The following is an 18,754-nucleotide window of genomic DNA, read 5'->3' as shown; positions in this document are numbered from 1 at the left end:
GATCTAGTCTCTCCGAGTTCCACTTTCCAGCGCAAGCGCGGCAAATGGCACATATGTCTGCGTTTCGCTCGTGATCGAGGAGGCGATGCGATGACTACCGTGCGCTATCTGGTCAGCGATGTCGAAGCGGCTGCCGCCTTCTACATCAGGCATCTGGGTTTCGCCGTGAAGCAGCAGTTTCCCGCGATAGCGATCCTGACGCGCGACGGCCTTACGCTGTGGCTCGCCGGCCCGACGGCTTCCGCCGCGAGACCGATGCCCGACGGTCGGAAGCCCGAACCGGGCGGCTGGAATCGCTTCGTCCTGGAAGTCGAGGATATTGCCCGGTTCAGCGCCGCCTTGCGCGCGCAGGGCGTGCGGTTCCGGAATGACATCGTGGAAGGCCCCGGCGGCAAACAGATTCTTTGCGAAGACCCTTCGGGAAACGTGGTCAAGCTGTTTGAGCCGAGGTAGGTCAGAGGTTCCGATTGGAGGCGTCAGCCACCTTGCCCGAACAAAGCTGTCGAACCTCGGCTCTTGACGATATGTAGCCTGTAGGCTACATATCGCAATGCCTGAAATTCGCCAGACCAGAGAATACGCGACCTGGTATTCGAGGTTGCGAGACGTTGGTGCCAAGGCGAGGATTGACGTCCGCATCAGGCGGATGTCGCTTGGCAATCTGGGCGATGCGAAATTTTTCGGCGGTATCGGTGAACTGAGGATCGATTACGGTCCAGGGTATCGCGTTTATCTGCTAAAGCGCGGCGACCTTTTGATCGTCCTGCTCGCGGTGGCGACAAGTCGACCCAAGCTTCGGATATCGAATCGGCCAAGGCCATCGCCGCGAGATGGAAGGAGTGAAAAATGGCGATCGAGACAACGAAATGGGATGCGGCTGAGCATCTCGATAGCCCCGAGGCCATCGCCGCTTATATCGATGCGGCGATGGAGGATGGCGATCCGGCACTTATTTCTGCAGTGTTGGGTGACGTCGCCCGTGCCATCGGAATGACCCAGATCGCCAAGGAGACCGGGATGTCACGAGAATCCCTCTATCGCGCCTTGAGCGAGGAGGGGCGTCCGGAATTTGCAACAGTCGCCAAGGTGATGAAGGCCATAGGCCTGCGGCTGTCCGCTGTTCCGGCGACTTAGGCTCCTAAGTCGTTCGTGTAAGGCCACAACTTCGACTGGGAGCTCGCGCAGAACCCTGGATATTAGGGGGAGCGGCAAGCGGCGCCCCTTCGGGCATACGCGGCGATTGTCCTCAGCCCCGCCGCCCTTTGCCCCTTTTGACCTCAATAATCGATCACGCCGTCCAGCGCGTAGTGTTTTACCGTCTTGCGGTTGGCGATGAGTTCCTCGACCGTCGGCTCGCCCTTCATGGCGCGGGCGATGGCGAGCTTCGTTGCTTCGTAGTTGGTCCGGTAGAGGTCTTTGCGGTCGAGGTTCTCGTCGTCGGCGCAGCGCGGATCGAGCCAGACCGTGATGATCATGCACAGATCGTCCACCTGGTCGCGGGGAAGGATGTCTTCCGCGAGGCAATCGACGATGGCGTCGCCCATGGCGGCCTGCACCACGCCGCCGAGCAATTCGGCATAGGCCATGCTCTTGATGGTGACCTTGGTCGTCATCATCGTCGGCGGCTTGACCGCCTGGTTAAGGTCGCGCACCACGAACATGCGGGTGTGGCCCTTCACCTGTCCCATCATCGACGCGAAGGCCTGGCCGACCGGGCCCCGGATCGAGCCGATCACCACTTCGGGCATGGCATCGGTGGCCTGGCCTTCGACGGCCAGAACGGTCGCTTCGCCGGTACGCAGCCAGATGTCGGTCATGGATATCCTCTCGAATGTGGGTTGCTGTTCATCCGAGGCAGCCAAAGACGGGCAGAGCCTGCGGTGAGAAATGGGTATTTTGGGTAGGTGTCTGCCGCGGCGTCCTCAGGGCAAGGCGGCAAATCCCTCGCCGAATCCCGACAGATCGACCGGAATGCCGATTCCTTCCTCCGGTGTCTGGAAGACGATGAAGGTGGCGGCCTTGCCGGTCTTCAGCGTGTCGAGCAGCGGCTTTTCGAGGATGACCTCGGCGTAGCAGCCGTCGCCGAAGCAGCGCACGAAATAGGCGCGGCCGATGTCTTTTCCGTCGACATTCAACCCGAGTCCATTGGGCAGCAGCACGCCTAGCGGCGCCAGCACACGAAGAATCTCGGCCTTGTTGTCGGCGGTGCGCAGCACCACGACGGACAGGCCCATCTCCGGGCGATCCTCGGCGATGACATTCTGCATCATCACGCACTGTTCGGCGGTGGCCCCGGCCGGCGTGTCGCAGATGATCGACCACGCGCCGTGGGTTTCTTTCACCTTGCCGCTCTGCTGGGCAGAAGCGGGCAGGGCGATGAACAGGGTCGCGGCACCCAGAAGGGTTGCCAGGGCTTTTGAAAGGCCGGGTCTCATGGAGGCTCCGTTGCGAATCAAGGCGCTTTCCGCCGCAATGATGGCAACTATAGGACAAGTGCTAGGTCCGACCAGCCGCCGACGTGGATTTGAACGGATTTCGCCATTCCACCATCGCAAGCCGCGCGCAAAAATGCCGCAGACCACCCCGCCCTCCTTCCTTGCGGTCGGAAACAGAGTATGGTTTGAACCACCAAAACCGGCGCTCGGGATTCCGTCCCGGGACCATGTCGATGCGCGACGGGCATCGAAGGGAGTTGAAGAGGGTGATGAAGAGAATCCTGACCGGCGCCGGCGCTTCGGCACTCATCCTTGGTTCGGCCGTGGCCGCCATGGCGGACCAGCCGCATCCCTGGCAGTGGCGCTTCCAGGCGGCGGCGACGCCGATCATGGAGCAGATCGAATGGTTCGAGCGCTACACGCTCTGGTTCATCATCCCGATCACGCTGCTGGTGCTGGCCCTTCTCACCTATTGCATCCTGAAGTTCCGGGCGAGCGTGAACCCGACGCCGTCGCGGACCAGCCACAACACATTGATCGAAATCATCTGGACGGTCGGGCCCGTGGTCGTGCTGCTCGCCATCGCCATTCCGTCGTTCCAACTGCTCACCGCCCAGTACAATCCGCCGGAAGAGGCCAGGCTCACCATCAAGGCGACCGGCAACCAGTGGAACTGGGACTACGAATATCAGATCGAGCAGCCGCTTTCCTTTAATGCGGCGATTCTGCAGGAAGCCGACCGCGCGGCGGCCGGCAAGGAGGATAAAGCAAAATATCCGCGCCTGCTCGCGGTCGACAACGAGGTCGTGGTGCCGGTGAAGACCACGGTGCGCGTGCTGGTCACGGCCGCCGACGTGATCCATGCGTTCGCCATGCCCGCCTTCGGCATCAAGACAGACGCCGTGCCTGGCCGCATCAACGAGGTCTGGTTCAACGCCGAGAAGGAAGGCCTCTATTACGGCCAATGCTCCGAGCTCTGCGGCAAGGACCATGCCTTCATGCCGATCGCCATCCGCGTCGTGTCGGATGAGCAATACAATACCTGGCTGACCGCTGCCCGCACCGACCTGAACGGTGCCAATAAGGCATTGATGGCTCAGGTCGACGGACCGCAGGCGGTTTCGGTCGCCGGAAACTGACGCAAAGCGCGGCAAGTACCAAGGATTAGGGAACGGAGCGGAACATGGCAGGCGCTGCAGCTCACGACGACCATCATGACGAACACAAGCCGTATGGCTGGACGCGCTGGGTCTATTCGACCAACCACAAGGACATCGGCACGCTCTACCTGATCTTCGCGATTATGGCCGGCATCGTCGGTGGCTTCCTCTCGGTGATGATGCGCTGGGAACTGGCAGAGCCGGGCATCCAGATCTTCACCGGCCTCGCCGAGATGGTCTATGGCGTCACCGGAGACGCGGCGGTCGACGGCGGCAAGAGCATGTACAATGCCTTCACCACCGCGCACGCGCTGATCATGATCTTCTTCATGGTCATGCCGGCCCTCATCGGCGGCTTCGCCAACTGGATGGTGCCGATCATGATCGGCGCGCCGGACATGGCATTCCCGCGCATGAACAACATCTCGTTCTGGCTGCTGCCGCCCGCCTTCATCCTGCTCATCCTGTCGGCTTTCGTGCCGAGCGCGGCCGGTGCCTACGGCGTCGGCGGCGGCTGGACGATCTATCCGCCGCTCTCGACCTCCGGCCAGCCCGGTCCGGCCATGGACCTGGCGATCCTCTCGCTGCACATCGCCGGCGCCTCGTCGATCCTCGGCGCGATCAACTTCATCACCACCATCTTCAACATGCGCGCTCCCGGCATGACGCTGCACAAGATGCCGCTGTTCGCCTGGTCGGTGCTGATCACCGCCTTCCTGCTGCTGTTGTCGCTGCCGGTGCTGGCCGGCGGCATCACCATGCTGCTCACCGACCGCAATTTCGGCACGACCTTCTTCGACCCGGCCGGCGGTGGTGACCCGATCCTGTTCCAGCATCTGTTCTGGTTCTTCGGTCACCCGGAAGTCTACATCCTGATCCTGCCCGGCTTCGGCATCGTCAGCCACATCATCTCGACCTTCTCCAGGAAGCCGGTGTTCGGTTATCTCGGCATGGCCTACGCCATGGTCGCCATCGGCGCGGTCGGCTTCGTCGTGTGGGCGCACCACATGTACACGACCGGCATCTCGCTCGACACGCAGCGCTACTTCGTCTTCGCCACGATGGTCATCGCGGTGCCGACGGGCGTGAAGATCTTCTCCTGGATCGCCACCATGTGGGGCGGCTCGATCTCCATGCGCACGCCGATGCTGTGGGCGATCGGCTTCATCTTCCTGTTCACCGTGGGCGGCGTCACCGGCGTGCAACTCGCCAATGCCGGCCTCGACCGCTCGCTGCACGACACCTACTACGTGGTGGCGCACTTCCACTACGTGCTGTCGCTCGGCGCCGTGTTCGCCATCTTCGCCGGCTGGTACTACTGGTTCCCGAAGATGACCGGCTACATGTATTCGCCGCTGATAGCCCGCACCCACTTCTGGATCACCTTCGTCGGCGTGAACCTGGTGTTCTTCCCGCAGCATTTCCTCGGCCTCGCCGGCATGCCCCGCCGCTACATCGACTATCCCGACGCTTTCGCCGGCTGGAACATGGTGTCGTCCTACGGCTCGTACCTGTCGTTCCTCGGCGTGTTCGTGTTCCTCTATGGTATCTTCGAGGCCTTCTCGAAGAAGCGCATCGCCGGCGCCAATCCGTGGGGCGAGGGCGCCACGACGCTGGAATGGCAGCTCTCTTCGCCGCCGCCCTACCACCAGTGGTCGGAACTGCCGAGGATCAAGTAACGGCCGCTTGAAAGACCACGCCGCCGGCAATGGCCGGCGGTCGCAGCCAAACGGAAAAGAATTTCTTACGCATGGCTTTCGTCGAGAAAACAGCACTGGAAGACAGCAGCGCCGGCATGTCGGAAGCGACGGCCGGCGACTTCTTCGCGCTGCTCAAGCCGCGCGTCATGTCGCTGGTGGTGTTCACAGCCTTTGTCGGCCTCATGGCCGCGCCTGTCGCGGTCAATCCTTTCATCGCGATCACCGCGATCCTGTCGATTGCCATCGGCGCGGGCGCGTCGGGTGCGCTGAACATGTGGTACGATGCCGATATCGACCGGCTGATGAAGCGTACGGTCGGCCGTCCGGTGCCGAGCGGCCGCGTCAAGCCGGGCGAGGCGCTGGCCTTCGGTCTCGTGCTTTCCGTGCTTTCGGTGATGACGCTCGGCGTGTTCGTCGACTGGCTGGCGGCGTCTCTGCTCGCTTTCACCATCTTCTTCTACGCCGTCGTCTACACGATGTGGCTGAAGCGCTCGACGCCGCAGAACATCGTCATCGGCGGAGCCGCGGGCGCTTTCCCGCCGATCATCGGCTGGGCCACCGCGACCGGTTCCGTCAGCCTGGAGCCGATCGTTCTTTTCCTGATCATCTTCCTGTGGACGCCGCCGCATTTCTGGGCGCTCGCATTGTTCAAGGCCGATGAATACGGTCGCGCCGGCATCCCGATGATGCCGAACGTCGCCGGCATCGCGTCGACTCGCCGCCAGATCTTCGCCTATTCGGTGGTGGTTGCGCTGGTCGGCGTGCTGCCCTGGGTGCTGGGTTATGTCGGTATGGGCTATGGCGTAGTTGCCGCCGCGCTTGGTGCGGGCTTCGTCTTCTACGCCTGGCAGGTGCTGCGCATGGCCGACGCCGACCCTGTGATGCGGCCGGCAAAAATGCTGTTCGCCTATTCGCTGCTCTATTTGTTCGCGGTCTTTGCCGCCTATCTGGCCGACAAGGTCATAGAGCGCGCGCTGGCGATGCCGGGAGTATAGCGAAGATGGAACTCGAAACCGTCAAGCCGACCGAAACCCAGCTCAGGGCGCGCCGCAACCGCTCCGTGGCGATCGCGCTGGCGCTCGGCGCCTTCGTCCTCGTCGTCTATGTGGTCAGCATCGTGCGCCTGGGGCCGGCCGTCATCGAGCGGAGTTTCTGAACGATGGCAGGTGCGACACCCACGCTCGACGTCCGGACGCAACGCTCGAACCGCGTGGTCGCAGCGGTGTGCGTGGCGTTCTTCGCGGGCATGGTGGGCGCCGCCTATGCCGCGGTGCCGCTCTACGCCATGTTCTGCAAGCTGACCGGCTACGGCGGCACGACCCAGCGGGTCACGCAATATTCGGATCGCATCCTCGACCGGCAGATCACCGTTCGCTTCGACGCCAACGTGTCCGGCGGCGTGCCATGGGATTTCCAGCCGGTACAGCGCGACGTCACCATGAAGATCGGTGAGACAACCGAGATCGCCTATCAGGCGACTAACCTGTTCGACCGGCCGTCGGCCGGGCGCGCGACCTTCAACGTCACGCCCGAACTGGCGGGCGCCTATTTCAACAAGGTCGAATGCTTCTGCTTCACCGACACGACGCTGAACGGCGGCGAGACGCTGAAGATGCCGGTTGTGTTCTACGTCGATCCGGCGATAGACGATGTGCCGGAACTGAAGAGCATGAAGACCATCACCCTTTCCTATACCCTCTTCCCGGTCGAGCCGGCCCCCGCCAAGGCGGTGGACGCGACCGGCAAGACGGGTAAAACTGCCGACGAAAATATCGGGGGCTGACATGGCAGACGCGCACGCGAAACCGAACCACGACTACCATATCATCGACCCCAGCCCGTGGCCGTTCATCGGCTCCGTCGGCGCCCTGCTCATGGCGGTCGGCGGCGTCGCCTGGATGCAGCACATGAAGGGCGGCAGCCTGCATCTGTTCGGTCTCGAACTGTCCAGCGCCCGCTACTTCATCTTCGCGATCGGCGTGCTGGTTGTCCTCTATACCATGTTCTCCTGGTGGTCGGACACGATCAAGGAAGCGCACGAGGGTCACCACACCCGTGTCGTGTCGCTGCATCTGCGCTACGGCATGATCATGTTCATCGCCTCCGAGGTGATGTTCTTCGTCGCCTGGTTCTGGGCTTTCTTCGATGCCAGCCTGTTCCCCAACGAGGTGCATCAATATGCCCGCACCGAATTCACCGGCGGCGTATGGCCCCCGAAGGGCATCGAGGTGCTCGACCCCTTCCACCTGCCGCTCTACAACACGGTTATCCTGCTGCTGTCGGGCACGACGGTCACCTGGGCGCACCACGCGCTCATCCACGGCGACCGCAAGGGTCTCGTCAACGGCTTGGTGCTGACGGTCGCGCTTGGCCTGCTGTTCTCCTTCGTGCAAGCCTACGAGTACATCCACGCGCCGTTCGGCTTCAAGGATTCGATCTACGGCGCCACCTTCTTCATGGCGACCGGCTTCCACGGCTTCCACGTGATCATCGGCACGATCTTCCTATTGGTCTGCCTGATCCGGGCGATGCGCGGCGACTTCACGCCGAAGCAGCATTTCGGCTTCGAGGCGGCCGCCTGGTATTGGCATTTCGTCGACGTGGTCTGGCTCTTCCTGTTCGCCAGCATCTATGTCTGGGCGTCATCCGGAGCGACGATCGCGCACGGACATTGAACCCTTAGTGATAAAGACGGGGGCGGTCATGGAAACATGGCCGCCCTTCGGCTTTTCGGGAATGTGAAAGTCGGAGATTTTTCGACGGACGGCGCGATGGCCAAAGGCGTTGATTTGCCTTGTAAGGCGAAGGAGATGTGAAGGTGTCCGAAGACAAGGCACACTGGCCGCCCGTCGACCCCGTCGCCGCGGGTATGAAGGGACGCTGTCCGCGTTGCGGAGAGGGGCGGCTGTTCTCCGGTTTCCTGACGGTTGCGCCGCGATGCGGCATCTGCCGGCTTGACTATTCCTTCGCGGATGCCGGCGACGGGCCGGCGGTGTTCGTCATTCTCATCATCGGCTTCATTGTCGTCGGCCTGGCACTGTGGATGGAGGTCACGCTCAATCCGCCGCTCTGGCTGCATTTCATCCTGTGGATACCGCTGACCATCGCGCTATGTCTCACGGCGCTTCGCCTGATCAAGGGCGTGCTGATCACGCTGCAATACCGCAACAGGGCGGCGGAAGGCCGGCTCGACCGGCCGGAGTGAGCATGGCCGTAAACCCAAAGCGTGCCGACAGGCCGGTCCCATGGTTGCTGATGGTATTGGCGTTGATCGCCTTTGCCGTTCTGGTGGCGCTTGGCAGTTGGCAGTTGCAGCGGCTGCAATGGAAGGAAGGGCTGATCGCCACCATCCAGCAACGGATTTCCGCGCCGCCGTCCTCCGTCGATGCAATCGAGGCGCAGTACCGAAGAGGCGGCGATGTCGACTATTGGCCGGTCGAGGTGCGCGGCACCTTCGTCAACAGCGCGGAACGGCACTTCTTCGCAACCTATGAGGGACGTTCCGGCTTCTACATCTACACGCCGCTGAGGTTGCCCTACGGCCGCTTCGTTTTCGTCAATCGTGGCTTCGTGCCCTACGAACTGAAGGAGCCAGCCAGCCGTCCGGCCTCGGCGGTCGAGGGCGAGGTGACCGTCAAGGGGCTGTCACGCAACCGGCTCGACGGAAAGCCGTCCTATCTGGTTCCCGACAACGACCTGGCCAAGAACATCTTCTACTGGAAGGATCTCGACGTCATGGCCGCGACGGCCGGCCTGCCGCGCCGCGCGACGGTGCTCCCCTTCTTCATCGATGCCGATTCGACGCCCAATCCCGGCGGCCTGCCGATCGGCGGCGTGACCATGATCGACCTGCCCAACAATCATCTGCAATACGCGCTGACCTGGTATGGGCTGGCTGCGGCGCTGGTCGGCGTCGTCTTCCTGTGGCTCTACGGCCGGCGCAGGCAGCGCGACGCCGCCACGCCTTGACAGGGCAGGGGTCGACCCTTCAAGTCGGCGCCGGAAACCATCATGCTCGCACCCGCCAACAAGCCTCCTCTGACGATCCGGCTCTGCCAGCCGCGCGGTTTTTGCGCGGGCGTTGACCGCGCCATCCAGATCGTCGTGCTGGCGCTGAAGAAATACGGCGCGCCGGTCTATGTCCGCCACGAGATCGTGCACAACCGCTATGTGGTCGAGGGTTTGCAGCAACTCGGCGCGGTGTTCATCGAGGAACTATACGAGATCCCGGCGGAGCATCGCGACGCTCCCGTCGTTTTTTCCGCGCATGGTGTGCCGAAGTCGGTGCCCGCTGATGCCGAGCAGCGCAACCTGTTCTATCTCGATGCGACCTGTCCGCTTGTCTCGAAAGTCCACAAGCAGGCGATGCGCCACCAGCGCCTCGGCCGGCATGTGCTGCTGATCGGCCACGCCGGCCATCCGGAGGTCATCGGCACCATGGGCCAGTTGCCGGAGGGCGCCGTCACGCTGATCGAGACGGAGGCCGACGTTGCAGCATTAGAGCCGGCGGACCCTTCGGCGCTGGGCTTCGTCACCCAGACCACGCTGTCGGTCGAGGACACCGCCGGTCTGATCCGTGCGCTTCAGGAGCGCTTTCCGGAACTTCACGCGGCGGCGGCGGAATCGATCTGCTACGCGACCACCAACCGCCAGGAAGCGGTGAAGGAAGCCGCGCCCGGCTCCGACCTCTTCCTCGTCGTCGGCGCGCCGAACTCATCCAATTCGAAACGCCTGGTCGAAGTGGCCGAGCGCGCCGGCGCAAAGATGTCCTTGCTGGTGCAGCGCGCCTCGGAAATTCCGTGGGACGAGGTCGGCGAGATATCGACCCTCGGCCTGTCGGCGGGAGCGTCGGCGCCGGAAATCATCGTCGACGAGATCATCGACGCTTTCCGGGCGCGTTTCGACGTGACGGTCGATCTCGCCATCACCGCCACGGAACTCGAGAACTTTCCGGTGATGCGGGCGCTCCGCGATGTCGAACTGACAGCGGCCGACATGGCCTTCGTGAACGGAAACAGATAGAAAATGGCCGTCTACACCGATGTTTCGGAAGGAGAACTCCAGGCCTTCCTCGCGCATTACGACGTCGGTGAACTCCTTTCCTACAAGGGGATCGCCGAGGGCTCGGAGAACTCCAACTACCTGCTTCACACCTCGACCGGCGCCTACATCCTGACGCTCTACGAGAAGCGTGTGGAGCGTGACGACCTGCCGTTTTTCCTCGGGCTGATGGATCATCTGGCCCGGAAGGGAATCGTCTGCCCGCTGCCCGTGAATCGCAAGAATGGCGCCATCATCGGCGAGCTTGCCGGCCGCGCGGCCGCGCTCATCACCTTCCTCGAAGGCATGTGGATGCGCCGGCCGACCGTCGCGCAGTGCCGCGAGGTCGGCAAGGCGCTGGCTGCGCTGCACGTCGCCGGCGCGGATTTCCCGCTGACAAGGCCGAACGCCCTGCAGATCGACGGCTGGCGGAAACTCTGGGCCGGCGCGCGCGGCCGCGCCGACGAGGTCGAACCGGGGCTCGTGGCCGAGGTCGACCGCGATTTCGCCGAACTCGCGCGCGACTGGCCGAAGGATTTGCCGTCGGGTGTCATCCACGCCGACCTGTTTCCCGACAACGTGTTCTTCCTTGGTCAAAAGCTGTCGGGGCTGATCGACTTCTATTTCGCCTGCAACGATTTTTATGCCTACGATCTCGCCACTTGCCTCAACGCCTGGTGCTTCGAGAAGGACAATTCCTACAATCTGACCAAGAGTACGGCGCTGCTCGCCGGCTATCGCGGCGTGCGGCCGCTCGAAACCGCCGAGGTCGAGGCGCTGCCGCTATTGGCGCGCGGCTCGGCGCTGCGTTTCATGCTGACGCGCCTCTACGACTGGCTGACCATCCCCGACGGCGCGCTGGTGCAGAAGCGCGACCCCCACGAATTCATCCGCCGGCTGCGGTTCCACCGGCAGATCCGTTCGGCGACGGAGTACGGATTGTGAAACAGATCGAGATGTTCACCGACGGCGCCTGCTCGGGCAACCCCGGCCCGGGCGGCTGGGGCGCGATCCTGCGCTTCAACGGCACGGTCAAGGAACTGTCCGGCGGGGAGGCGGACACGACCAACAACCGCATGGAACTGATGGCGGCGATCGAGGGCCTGAACGCCCTCAAGGAGCCCTGCACTGTCGACCTCTACACCGACAGCAACTACGTCCGCGACGGCATATCGAGCTGGATCCATGGCTGGAAGAAGAACGGCTGGAAGACGGCATCCAAACAGCCGGTGAAGAACGCCGAACTGTGGCAGGCGCTCGACGAGGCCACCCGCCGCCACAAGGTGGTCTGGCACTGGGTCAAGGGCCACGCTGGCCATCCGGAGAACGAGCGGGCCGACGAACTCGCGCGGATGGGCATGGCGCCTTTCAAGAAGAAGGCGCCGCGCTTTCCAGGGGCAGCGCCCACGATACCAGGTCCGGCGGCTGCTTCTACAAGCGATCCGGCCAAGCCCGCGCCGCGAAGACCGCGGCGCTCGACCCAGAGTTATTGAAGCTTGCGGGATAGCCTTAAAGCTGTGCGAGCAGCTTGGCGGCGCCTGATGTGACCGCCTGGCCGGGGGCGTCCTCGATGTTGAGCGCCTCGACCTTGCCGTCATTGACGATCATCGAAAAACGCTTGGAGCGCAGGCCGAGGCCGCCGGCGCTGAGATCCATGTCGAGGCCGATCGCCTTCACGAAATCGCCGTTGCCGTCGGCCAGGAACAGGATCTTGCCCTCGGCGCCGGTGAAACGCGCCCAGGCGGCCATGACATGCAGATCGTTGACCGCGAGCACGGCGATACTGTCGACGCCGCGCGCCAGGATGGCGTCATGGTTCTCGAGATAACCAGGCAGGTGGTTGTTGCTGCAGGTCGGCGTGAACGCGCCGGGCACGGCGAAGAGCACGACCTTCTTGCCGGAGAAGACATCGGCGGTGGTCAGCGTCTTGGCGCCGTCCGCGGTCAGGACCTTGAAGCTTGCCTCGGGCAGTTTGTCGCCAACGGATATCGTCATGGTTTCCTCGAACTTGTTCCTGGGAAGACCGCGCTGGACTACGCTGTCTCCGGTCTTCCCGCAATCAGCGGACGCTGGACACGATCAAAAATAGGGAAGAATGCCGCTAACCGCGCCTGCCTTCGTGACGAGCGTATAGTGCATCCCGCCGGATGACGGATGTGTGTCCGGCCTTGACGCTCCCATGGTGAAAAACGTCCGGCCATCCTTCCGCGACCGTTTGGGTTCCTCGAACGCATACCCGTCCTCGGCCGCGATGAAGATATCGGCGTCTTCCCCGCTGCTGGGAAAGACGGCCTCGACCACAAGCTTGTCCTCTTCGAACCCGACGATGCGCAGGCCGAAATCCGATGTCGCCGGTGCCGGGAGATCGGCCAGGGCCGCCTTCACGGTCGCCGCATCGTCCTGGTTGTCGGGATCCGCGGCGGGATCGATCGCGATGTCGGCCTTCACCGGCACGCAGATCGTCTCGCAGACGCCGAGGAATATGCTCGCACGGACCGACGCGGGCTTGGATGGATCTTCCAGGCTGAAGCGCACCGGCAGGCTCACGGGCCGGTCGTAACCGGCCCAGGAAAAATCGCCCTCGTCATGGCGTTCGGGAGCCGGGAAGTCGAGTTCGGCGCTTTTGATGTTCGCGCTCGCGCTCACGTCGATCGTCGGCGGCACGCCTGCATCGCCGGGATCGCGCCAATACGTCTTCCAACCCGGCGCGAGATCGATCTCCAGGGCACCGCTGAGGATGCCATGCTGATTGGGCCCCCCGCTGGTCACCAGCCTGACGCGCCCGCCCTGCACGTCGATCCAGGGACTGGACGATGCGGAGGCTGCGCCCGTGAGGCCGGCGATGATCACGGCCGAAGCGAGAGAGACCTTCCAGAAAATCATGCCGTGGTTTGCCGCCGCCGACGTGCTTTTGCAATGTGGCGCCGTCCGGCGTCGGTCATATTTGCGTGACAGGCATCTATATTGTCGATGGCGCGCCGCACAAAGCCGTCTTTCAAGCGGGCGAAAAAGCAGCTACCTTACGCAAATGGACCTTCTCAAGCACAAAGCCTCCGCGGGCAAGCGGGGGTTCCTCGACGGGCACTTCCTGATCGCCATGCCTGGCATGAAGGATGACCGCTTCGCGCGGTCGGTCATCTATATCTGTGCCCACAGCGAGGAGGGCGCCATGGGCCTGATCATCAACCAGGCCCAGCAGATGCTGTTTCCGGACCTGCTCGTTCAGCTCGGCATCATGGACGAGAAGGAAGTGATCCGCCTCCCGGATTCCGCGCGTAATTTTGTGGTGCGCAATGGCGGGCCGGTCGACCGCAGCCGTGGGTTCGTTCTGCACAGCGGCGACTACAAGGTGGAATCCTCGCTCCCCGTGTCGACGGACATCTGCCTGACGGCCACCATCGACATTTTGCGGGCCATTTCCAAGGGCAGGGGGCCGCGCAAGGCGCTGATGGCGCTGGGTTATTCCGGCTGGGGCGCCGGCCAGCTCGAGCGCGAAATCCAGGAAAACGGCTGGCTGACATGCCCCGCGCTTCCGGATTTGCTCTTCGACGCCGACATGGAGCGCAAATACGACCGCGTCATCGCCTCGCTCGGCATCGATCTCGCGCATCTGAGCCCCGTCGCCGGTCACGCCTGAACGACGGGATACTGCTCCTTCAGCATCCTCAGCACGGCGTCTGACTGGATCGGCGCGCCGAACATATAGCTCTGCACATATTCGCAGCCCATCTGCCTGAGTTCCAGCGCGTCGCGCTCGTCCGATATGCCTTCGGCCACGACCGACATGCCGAGCTCGTGCGCCATGTTGACCATGGATTTGAGCAGCACCGCGCGCTTCGGCGACGGGTCGTCGAGGAAACTCTTGTCGATCTTGATCGTGTCGAAGGGGAAGCGGGTCAGATAGGACAGCGACGAATATCCCGTGCCGAAATCGTCGATCGACAGGCCGATGCCGAGCTTCTTCAGCTTGTTCAGCACATGCGCGCTCTGCTCCGGATTGTCCATCACCAGCGACTCGGTGAGTTCTAGGCGGAAGCAGATCGGCTTGATGTTGGCGCGCGCCACCACCGAACGGACGTCGCTGACGAGGTCGCGCCGCAGGAGCTGGCGGCTGGACAGGTTGACCGAGACAGACAGCGGCGTGTCGCCGATCTGCTTCTGCCAGCCGGCAAGGTCCTCGGCGGCGCGCTGCATGGCAAAGAGCCCGAGCTGGACAATGAGGCCGCTGGTCTCGGCGACGGGGATGAAGTCCGACGGCGGAATGGCGCCGCGGCGCGGGTGATCCCAGCGCAACAGGGCTTCGAAGCCGGCGACCGAGCGGTCTTCGAGCCGTACGATCGGCTGGTAGACGAGGGTCAGTTCCTTGCGCTCGACGGCGCGGTGCAGGTCGGATTCGAGCTGGACGCGGTCGGTGCCCACCGAGCGGAAGGCCGGGCGGAACGGCTCGATCCGGTCGCCGCCGAAGCGTTTGGCCTGCTGCATGGCAAGCTCGGCGTCCTTGACCATGTCGGTCGCGGCGCCCTGCGCGGCGGTCCAGCTCACGAGACCGATGGAGGCGGTCAGCACGATCTCGCGCTTGGCGAAATTCACCGGCGCGCGGATCGCCTGCTTGATCGAGTCGGCGAAGGCGGCAATGCGCGCCGGGTCCTGTTCGGAAAGCAGCATGAAAGCGAACTGGTCGCCGGAGAAGCGCGACAGCGCGTCCGAAGGCTTGATCAGGCGGTGGAGGCGGCGGGCGATGGTGAGCAGGATCGTATCGCCGGCCGATATTCCGAGGCCGTCATTGACCTGCTTGAAGCGGTCGATGTCGATGATGAGCACGGTCGGGCGCACGCTCTGCTCGGTCTTGGCGACCGAGATGATGGCGTCGAGGCGGGTCAGGAACAATTCGCGGTTGGGCAGGCCGGTAAGGTTGTCGTGCACGGCGTCGTGCAGCAGCCGCTCCTCGGATTTCTTCTGTTCGGTCACGTCGACCAGCGTGCCGACGCAGCGGATCACCTCGCCGTCCGAGCCGACTACCGGGCGCGCCCTGAGCGAGAACCAGTGGTAGTGTCCGTCCGCGCCGCGCAAGCGGAAATTCTGGATGACGCGCCCGCGCCGATGTTCCAGCACGACGTCCAGCGTGGTGCGGAAACTGTCGCGGTCGTCGGCGTGCAGCACCGGCAGCCAGTTGCGCGCCGGCCCGCCAAGGCTGTTCGGCGGCAGGCCGAGCTGCGCGCTGACGTCGGGGCGGGTGGTCACCCGGTCGCGCAGCACGTCCCAGTCCCAGACGGTGTCGCCGGAGCCCACCACCGCAAGCGCCTGCCGCTCCAGGTCGCTGAACAGGCCCTGGTGCAGCGCCCCACCCGCGAAGGCGTGCTGGATGACGGTGAAGCCGATCAAGAGGATAATGAGGATAAGGCCGCCGCCGAGCGCCGGCTGGACGATGTCGTTGTTGAGCACGCCGGTGATCGCCATCCATGAGGCGGTCAGCCAGGCCAGCACCATCACCCAGCTCGGCACCAGCATGATCGCCCGGTCGTAGCCGCGAAAGCCGAGCATGACGATCAGCCCCAACCCGACGACGGCGGTCGCAGCGAAGGAAACGCGCGCAATTCCCGCCGCAACCGCCGGATCGACGACGGCGACGCCGGCGATCAGCAACAGCCCGGCGATCCACAGCAACGCGCCGTAGCTGAAATGCCCGTGCCAGCGGTTGAGGTTGAGATAGGCGAACAGGAAGACCACGAAGGTCGCCGCCAGCGCCACCTCCGTGCCGGCCCGCCAGATCTGTTGGTTTCCGGGTGCGATATCGATGACCTCGTTCACGAAGCCGAAGTCGACGCAGATATAGGCCAGCACCGCCCAGGACAGCGCCGCCGTCGCAGGGAACATCGACGTTCCCTTGACCACGAACAGGATGGTGAGGAACAGCGCCAGCAGTCCGGCGATGCCGATGACGATGCCGCGATAGAGCGTGTAGGAATTGACGGAATCCTTGTAGGCTTCCGGCGCCCATAGATAGACCTGCGGCAGGCGCGGCGAGGCAAGTTCTGCGATGAACGTCACGACGGCGCCGGGGTCGAGCGTCACCTGGAACACGTCGGCGTCCTGGCTCACCTGCCGGTCGAGTGCGAAACCTTCGCTGGGGGTGATCGCGGCGATGCGGCTCGATCCGAGGTCGGGCCAGAATATGCCCGAATTGACCAGCCGGAAGTGCGGCGCGACGATCAGCCTGTCGATCTGCTGGTCGGTCGTGTTTGCGAGCGCGAACACGCCCCAGTCGCCGCTGGAGCGCGCGTCGTTGGCCTCGACCTCGATGCGGCGCACGATGCCGTCCGGTCCGGGCGCGGTTGAGACTTGAAAATTCTGGCCCTGGTTGCGGTAGATCTGCACCGCCCCCGAAAGGTCGAGCGCTACGTCGTCGCGGGCAATCTTGATGGGCTCGATCGCATAGCCGGGCGAGATCGCCACGAGACTGAGCAGGAACGCGGCGATGAGCGCGAGCAGGGGACCTGTTCGGATGGAAAATCGCAAAATCAGTCCTTCGCGGTCGTCATGCCGGGATCATCCGCGATCAGGGCATAGAGATAGTGGTCGTGCCAGATGCCGTTGATCCTCAGATAGGATCGTAGCAGTCCCTCGCGCCGAAATCCGGCTTTTTCAAGCACGCGTATGGAGCGAGAATTGCCGGGGATACAGGCTGCCTCCATGCGGTGCAACCTGAGCGTATCGAAGGCGTAGCGGGCGACGAGGCGAAGCGCCTCGGGCATGTAGCCCAGCCCGGCATACCGTTCGCCGATCCAGTAGCCGATCTGCCCGCTTTGGGCGACGCCGTAGCGGACATTGCCGATGGTGATGCCGCCCATCAGCCTGCCCGAAACGATTTCGAAGATGAAGAACGCCGCGCCGGTTCCCTGACTGAAATCATCGCGATAGCGCGCCAGGCGATGGCGCCACGCCTGCCATTCCAACTCGTCGGGGGCCCAGCGCGGCTCCCACGGTTCGAGGAAACGGCGGCTTTCGGCTCTCAACGCAGCCCATTCGCGATAATCGCCGGCAACCGGCATCCTCAGCGCGACACGTTCACCTCTCAGCGACGGAAGGTCGCGGCGGAAGAACGGAAGCGCGATCATGCATCAGGTCAAACCGCGAGCTTCCGCAGCACGGGAGCGCTGCCGGCAAGCGAGTCGCGGATCTGGTCGTAGGAGGCGAGCGTGCCGACCGGTCCCACCCCGGTCACCGTAGGCACGGTGGAAAACATGCGGGCCGACAGGTCGGTGAGCCGTTCGACGGTCAGCGCTGAAAGCCGGCCCATCAGTTCTTCCTTGGCGATCGGCCTGCCGAACAGCAGGATCTGGCGCGCGATCTGCGAGGCGCGGCTGGCGGCGCTCTCAGCGGACATGATCAGCCCGGCGCGATACTGCGCGCGCGCCCGGTCGAGTTCGGACTGGTCGATCTGCTCGCCGACCCTCTGCAATTCCTCGATGATGACCGGCACCAGCTTGCCGATATCGCTCAGGCCGGTGGCGGCATGGATGCCGAATATTCCGGTGTCGGAAAAGCCCCAGTGGAAGGCATAGACGGAATAACAGAGCCCGCGTTTTTCGCGCACTTCCTGGAACAGGCGGGACGACATGCCGCCGCCGAGGATCATCGACAGCACCTGCGAGGCGTAGAAGTCGCGTACGTGGTAGGCGCGGCCCTCGAAGCCGAGCACCACCTGCGCGTCCATCAGGTCGCGTTCCTCCCGGTAGTCGCCGCCGACATAATGCGCCGCCTGGGGCACCGTGCTTTCCGATTTGGGACGAAAGCCGCCGAGCTTCTTCTCGACGTCGCGCACGAACGCATCGTGATTGATGTCGCCGGCGGCCACCACCACCATGTCCTCGGCATTGTACTGCCGGTCCATGAAGCTGCGCAGTTGCTGCGAGGTGAAGGACTGCACCGTCTCCGGCGTGCCGAGAATCGAGCGGCCGATCGTCTGGTTGCGATAGGCGGTTTCGGTGAAATGGTCGAAGACGATGTCGTCGGGCGTGTCGTGGGCGGCGCCGATCTCCTGCAGGATGACGTTCTGCTCACGCTCCAACTCATCGGGATCGAAACTGGAATCCTGGAGAATGTCGGCGAGGATATCGACGGCCAGCGGTACGTCGTCCGCCAGCACGCGGGCGTAGAAGGACGTGGTCTCGACGCTGGTTGCCGCGTTGATCTCGCCGCCGACATTCTCGATCTCGGAAGCGATCTGGAAGGCACTGCGGCTGCCGGTGCCCTTGAACGCCATGTGCTCCAGAAGGTGCGCCATGCCGTGTTCCTCGGCGTGCTCGTTGCGCGCGCCGGACTTGACCCAGATGCCTAAAGCGGTGGTTTCAATGCTTGGAAGAGTTTCGGTCGCGACTGTCAGGCCGTTCGACAGACGGCTTACCTCAACATCCATGTA

At 63.6% G+C, this 18,754-nt stretch carries 21 protein-coding genes and 1 pseudogene; 15 read left to right on the top strand and 7 right to left on the bottom strand.

Annotation, left to right across the window (positions count from 1 at the left end; translation table 11 throughout):
• The first annotated feature begins 90 nt into the window (after positions 1–90).
• From ABMA59_RS05570 to ABMA59_RS05560, 3 genes and pseudogenes are all read left to right on the top strand, one after another.
• Entirely contained in the window at positions 91–453 is a 363-nt protein-coding gene (locus ABMA59_RS05570; protein ID WP_349004311.1) for a VOC family protein, read from the top strand.
• Positions 454–550: 97 nt separating this feature from the next.
• Positions 551–712: pseudogene (locus tag ABMA59_RS05565) on the top strand (type II toxin-antitoxin system RelE/ParE family toxin); the annotation flags it as partial.
• Between the two features lie 134 nt (positions 713–846).
• Positions 847–1,134 carry an addiction module antidote protein gene (locus ABMA59_RS05560; RefSeq protein WP_349004310.1) on the top strand — a complete coding sequence of 96 codons (288 nt, stop codon included), beginning with the start codon at positions 847–849 and terminating at the stop codon, positions 1,132–1,134.
• A gap of 143 nt (positions 1,135–1,277) precedes the next feature.
• Here the strand turns inward: ABMA59_RS05560 and fae are convergent, their stop codons facing one another.
• Together fae and ABMA59_RS05550 are read right to left on the bottom strand one after the other, a co-directional pair.
• Positions 1,278–1,817 (bottom strand): formaldehyde-activating enzyme, encoded by a 540-nt coding sequence (gene fae / locus ABMA59_RS05555; RefSeq protein ID WP_349004309.1) that lies wholly within the window; start codon positions 1,815–1,817, stop codon positions 1,278–1,280.
• 105 nt (positions 1,818–1,922) lie between these two features.
• A complete protein-coding gene (locus tag ABMA59_RS05550; protein WP_349004308.1) occupies positions 1,923–2,435 on the bottom strand; it encodes an invasion associated locus B family protein in 513 nt (170 codons plus the stop codon).
• Positions 2,436–2,704: 269 nt separating this feature from the next.
• On the opposite strand from ABMA59_RS05550, the gene coxB reads away from it, so the two are divergent.
• From coxB to rnhA, 11 genes are all read left to right on the top strand, one after another.
• Positions 2,705–3,574: a cytochrome c oxidase subunit II gene (gene coxB / locus ABMA59_RS05545; RefSeq protein WP_349004307.1), complete on the top strand. Its 870-nt coding sequence runs from the start codon at positions 2,705–2,707 to the stop codon at positions 3,572–3,574.
• A 44-nt stretch (positions 3,575–3,618) separates the two neighbouring features.
• Entirely contained in the window at positions 3,619–5,274 is a 1,656-nt protein-coding gene (gene ctaD / locus ABMA59_RS05540) for a cytochrome c oxidase subunit I (protein ID WP_349004306.1), read from the top strand.
• 71 nt (positions 5,275–5,345) lie between these two features.
• Positions 5,346–6,290, top strand: coding sequence for a heme o synthase (locus ABMA59_RS05535; RefSeq protein WP_349004305.1), 945 nt, complete (start codon positions 5,346–5,348; stop codon positions 6,288–6,290).
• Positions 6,291–6,295: 5 nt separating this feature from the next.
• Positions 6,296–6,451, top strand: a complete 156-nt coding sequence (locus ABMA59_RS05530) for a hypothetical protein (RefSeq protein ID WP_349004304.1) — start codon at positions 6,296–6,298, stop codon at positions 6,449–6,451.
• Between the two features lie 3 nt (positions 6,452–6,454).
• A complete protein-coding gene (locus ABMA59_RS05525; RefSeq protein ID WP_349004303.1) occupies positions 6,455–7,078 on the top strand; it encodes a cytochrome c oxidase assembly protein in 624 nt (207 codons plus the stop codon).
• Position 7,079: 1 nt separating this feature from the next.
• On the top strand, positions 7,080–7,970 hold the full coding sequence (locus ABMA59_RS05520; protein ID WP_349004302.1) for a cytochrome c oxidase subunit 3: 891 nt from the start codon (positions 7,080–7,082) through the stop codon (positions 7,968–7,970).
• Positions 7,971–8,113: 143 nt separating this feature from the next.
• Entirely contained in the window at positions 8,114–8,500 is a 387-nt protein-coding gene (locus ABMA59_RS05515) for a DUF983 domain-containing protein (RefSeq protein WP_349004301.1), read from the top strand.
• A 2-nt stretch (positions 8,501–8,502) separates the two neighbouring features.
• A complete protein-coding gene (locus ABMA59_RS05510; protein ID WP_349004300.1) occupies positions 8,503–9,264 on the top strand; it encodes an SURF1 family protein in 762 nt (253 codons plus the stop codon).
• Positions 9,265–9,306: 42 nt separating this feature from the next.
• Complete coding sequence (gene ispH, locus ABMA59_RS05505) at positions 9,307–10,317, top strand: 4-hydroxy-3-methylbut-2-enyl diphosphate reductase (RefSeq protein WP_349004299.1); 1,011 nt, start codon at positions 9,307–9,309, stop codon at positions 10,315–10,317.
• Between the two features lie 3 nt (positions 10,318–10,320).
• Entirely contained in the window at positions 10,321–11,280 is a 960-nt protein-coding gene (locus ABMA59_RS05500; protein ID WP_349004298.1) for a homoserine kinase, read from the top strand.
• Positions 11,274–11,828 (top strand): ribonuclease HI, encoded by a 555-nt coding sequence (gene rnhA, locus ABMA59_RS05495; RefSeq protein WP_349004647.1) that lies wholly within the window; start codon positions 11,274–11,276, stop codon positions 11,826–11,828. The genes ABMA59_RS05500 and rnhA overlap by 7 nt, the downstream gene beginning before the upstream one ends.
• A gap of 16 nt (positions 11,829–11,844) precedes the next feature.
• Here rnhA and ABMA59_RS05490 read toward each other — a convergent pair whose 3' ends face one another.
• A complete protein-coding gene (locus ABMA59_RS05490; protein WP_349004297.1) occupies positions 11,845–12,330 on the bottom strand; it encodes a peroxiredoxin in 486 nt (161 codons plus the stop codon).
• 84 nt (positions 12,331–12,414) lie between these two features.
• Entirely contained in the window at positions 12,415–13,218 is an 804-nt protein-coding gene (locus ABMA59_RS05485) for a protein-disulfide reductase DsbD domain-containing protein (protein WP_349004296.1), read from the bottom strand.
• Positions 13,219–13,363: 145 nt separating this feature from the next.
• Here ABMA59_RS05485 and ABMA59_RS05480 point away from each other — a divergent pair, with 145 nt between their 5' ends.
• The gene (locus ABMA59_RS05480; protein ID WP_349004295.1) at positions 13,364–13,972 is read left to right on the top strand and encodes a YqgE/AlgH family protein; all 609 of its coding nucleotides are present in this window, start codon (positions 13,364–13,366) and stop codon (positions 13,970–13,972) included.
• On the opposite strand, the gene ABMA59_RS05475 is transcribed toward ABMA59_RS05480, so the two are convergent.
• Genes ABMA59_RS05475 through ABMA59_RS05465 form a run of 3 tightly spaced genes read right to left on the bottom strand, consistent with a single transcriptional unit; the run spans position 13,963 to position 18,751 of the window.
• On the bottom strand, positions 13,963–16,857 hold the full coding sequence (locus ABMA59_RS05475) for an EAL domain-containing protein (protein ID WP_425475872.1): 2,895 nt from the start codon (positions 16,855–16,857) through the stop codon (positions 13,963–13,965). The genes ABMA59_RS05480 and ABMA59_RS05475 overlap by 10 nt on opposite strands.
• The gene (locus tag ABMA59_RS05470; protein ID WP_349004293.1) at positions 16,854–17,450 is read right to left on the bottom strand and encodes a GNAT family N-acetyltransferase; all 597 of its coding nucleotides are present in this window, start codon (positions 17,448–17,450) and stop codon (positions 16,854–16,856) included. Before ABMA59_RS05470 ends, ABMA59_RS05475 begins: the two co-directional genes overlap by 4 nt.
• A gap of 8 nt (positions 17,451–17,458) precedes the next feature.
• Entirely contained in the window at positions 17,459–18,751 is a 1,293-nt protein-coding gene (locus ABMA59_RS05465) for a M16 family metallopeptidase (RefSeq protein ID WP_349004292.1), read from the bottom strand.
• Positions 18,752–18,754: the final 3 nt, after the last annotated feature.

It is taken from the genome of Mesorhizobium yinganensis (genome assembly GCF_040081985.1).
Taxonomy (GTDB): Bacteria; Pseudomonadota; Alphaproteobacteria; order Rhizobiales; family Rhizobiaceae; genus Kumtagia; species Kumtagia yinganensis.
The sequence above is the reverse complement of the archived record's forward strand: the minus strand, read 5'-3'. Positions and strand labels throughout refer to the sequence as shown.

Bases quoted from the DNA above. Each gene is read 5' to 3' on its own strand.
- ABMA59_RS05535 (WP_349004305.1), top strand. From the start codon at position 5,346: ATGGCTTTCGTCGAGAAAACAGCACTGGAAGACAGCAGCGCCGGCATG.
- ABMA59_RS05485 (WP_349004296.1), bottom strand. From the start codon at position 13,218: ATGATTTTCTGGAAGGTCTCTCTCGCTTCGGCCGTGATCATCGCCGGC.
- ABMA59_RS05525 (WP_349004303.1), top strand. From the start codon at position 6,455: ATGGCAGGTGCGACACCCACGCTCGACGTCCGGACGCAACGCTCGAAC.
- ABMA59_RS05465 (WP_349004292.1), bottom strand. From the start codon at position 18,751: ATGGATGTTGAGGTAAGCCGTCTGTCGAACGGCCTGACAGTCGCGACC.
- ABMA59_RS05500 (WP_349004298.1), top strand. From the start codon at position 10,321: ATGGCCGTCTACACCGATGTTTCGGAAGGAGAACTCCAGGCCTTCCTC.
- ABMA59_RS05530 (WP_349004304.1), top strand. From the start codon at position 6,296: ATGGAACTCGAAACCGTCAAGCCGACCGAAACCCAGCTCAGGGCGCGC.
- ctaD (WP_349004306.1), top strand. From the start codon at position 3,619: ATGGCAGGCGCTGCAGCTCACGACGACCATCATGACGAACACAAGCCG.
- ABMA59_RS05480 (WP_349004295.1), top strand. From the start codon at position 13,364: ATGGACCTTCTCAAGCACAAAGCCTCCGCGGGCAAGCGGGGGTTCCTC.
- ispH (WP_349004299.1), top strand. From the start codon at position 9,307: ATGCTCGCACCCGCCAACAAGCCTCCTCTGACGATCCGGCTCTGCCAG.
- ABMA59_RS05510 (WP_349004300.1), top strand. From the start codon at position 8,503: ATGGCCGTAAACCCAAAGCGTGCCGACAGGCCGGTCCCATGGTTGCTG.
- ABMA59_RS05470 (WP_349004293.1), bottom strand. From the start codon at position 17,450: ATGATCGCGCTTCCGTTCTTCCGCCGCGACCTTCCGTCGCTGAGAGGT.
- ABMA59_RS05550 (WP_349004308.1), bottom strand. From the start codon at position 2,435: ATGAGACCCGGCCTTTCAAAAGCCCTGGCAACCCTTCTGGGTGCCGCG.
- ABMA59_RS05570 (WP_349004311.1), top strand. From the start codon at position 91: ATGACTACCGTGCGCTATCTGGTCAGCGATGTCGAAGCGGCTGCCGCC.
- fae (WP_349004309.1), bottom strand. From the start codon at position 1,817: ATGACCGACATCTGGCTGCGTACCGGCGAAGCGACCGTTCTGGCCGTC.
- ABMA59_RS05520 (WP_349004302.1), top strand. From the start codon at position 7,080: ATGGCAGACGCGCACGCGAAACCGAACCACGACTACCATATCATCGAC.
- coxB (WP_349004307.1), top strand. From the start codon at position 2,705: ATGAAGAGAATCCTGACCGGCGCCGGCGCTTCGGCACTCATCCTTGGT.
- ABMA59_RS05560 (WP_349004310.1), top strand. From the start codon at position 847: ATGGCGATCGAGACAACGAAATGGGATGCGGCTGAGCATCTCGATAGC.
- ABMA59_RS05490 (WP_349004297.1), bottom strand. From the start codon at position 12,330: ATGACGATATCCGTTGGCGACAAACTGCCCGAGGCAAGCTTCAAGGTC.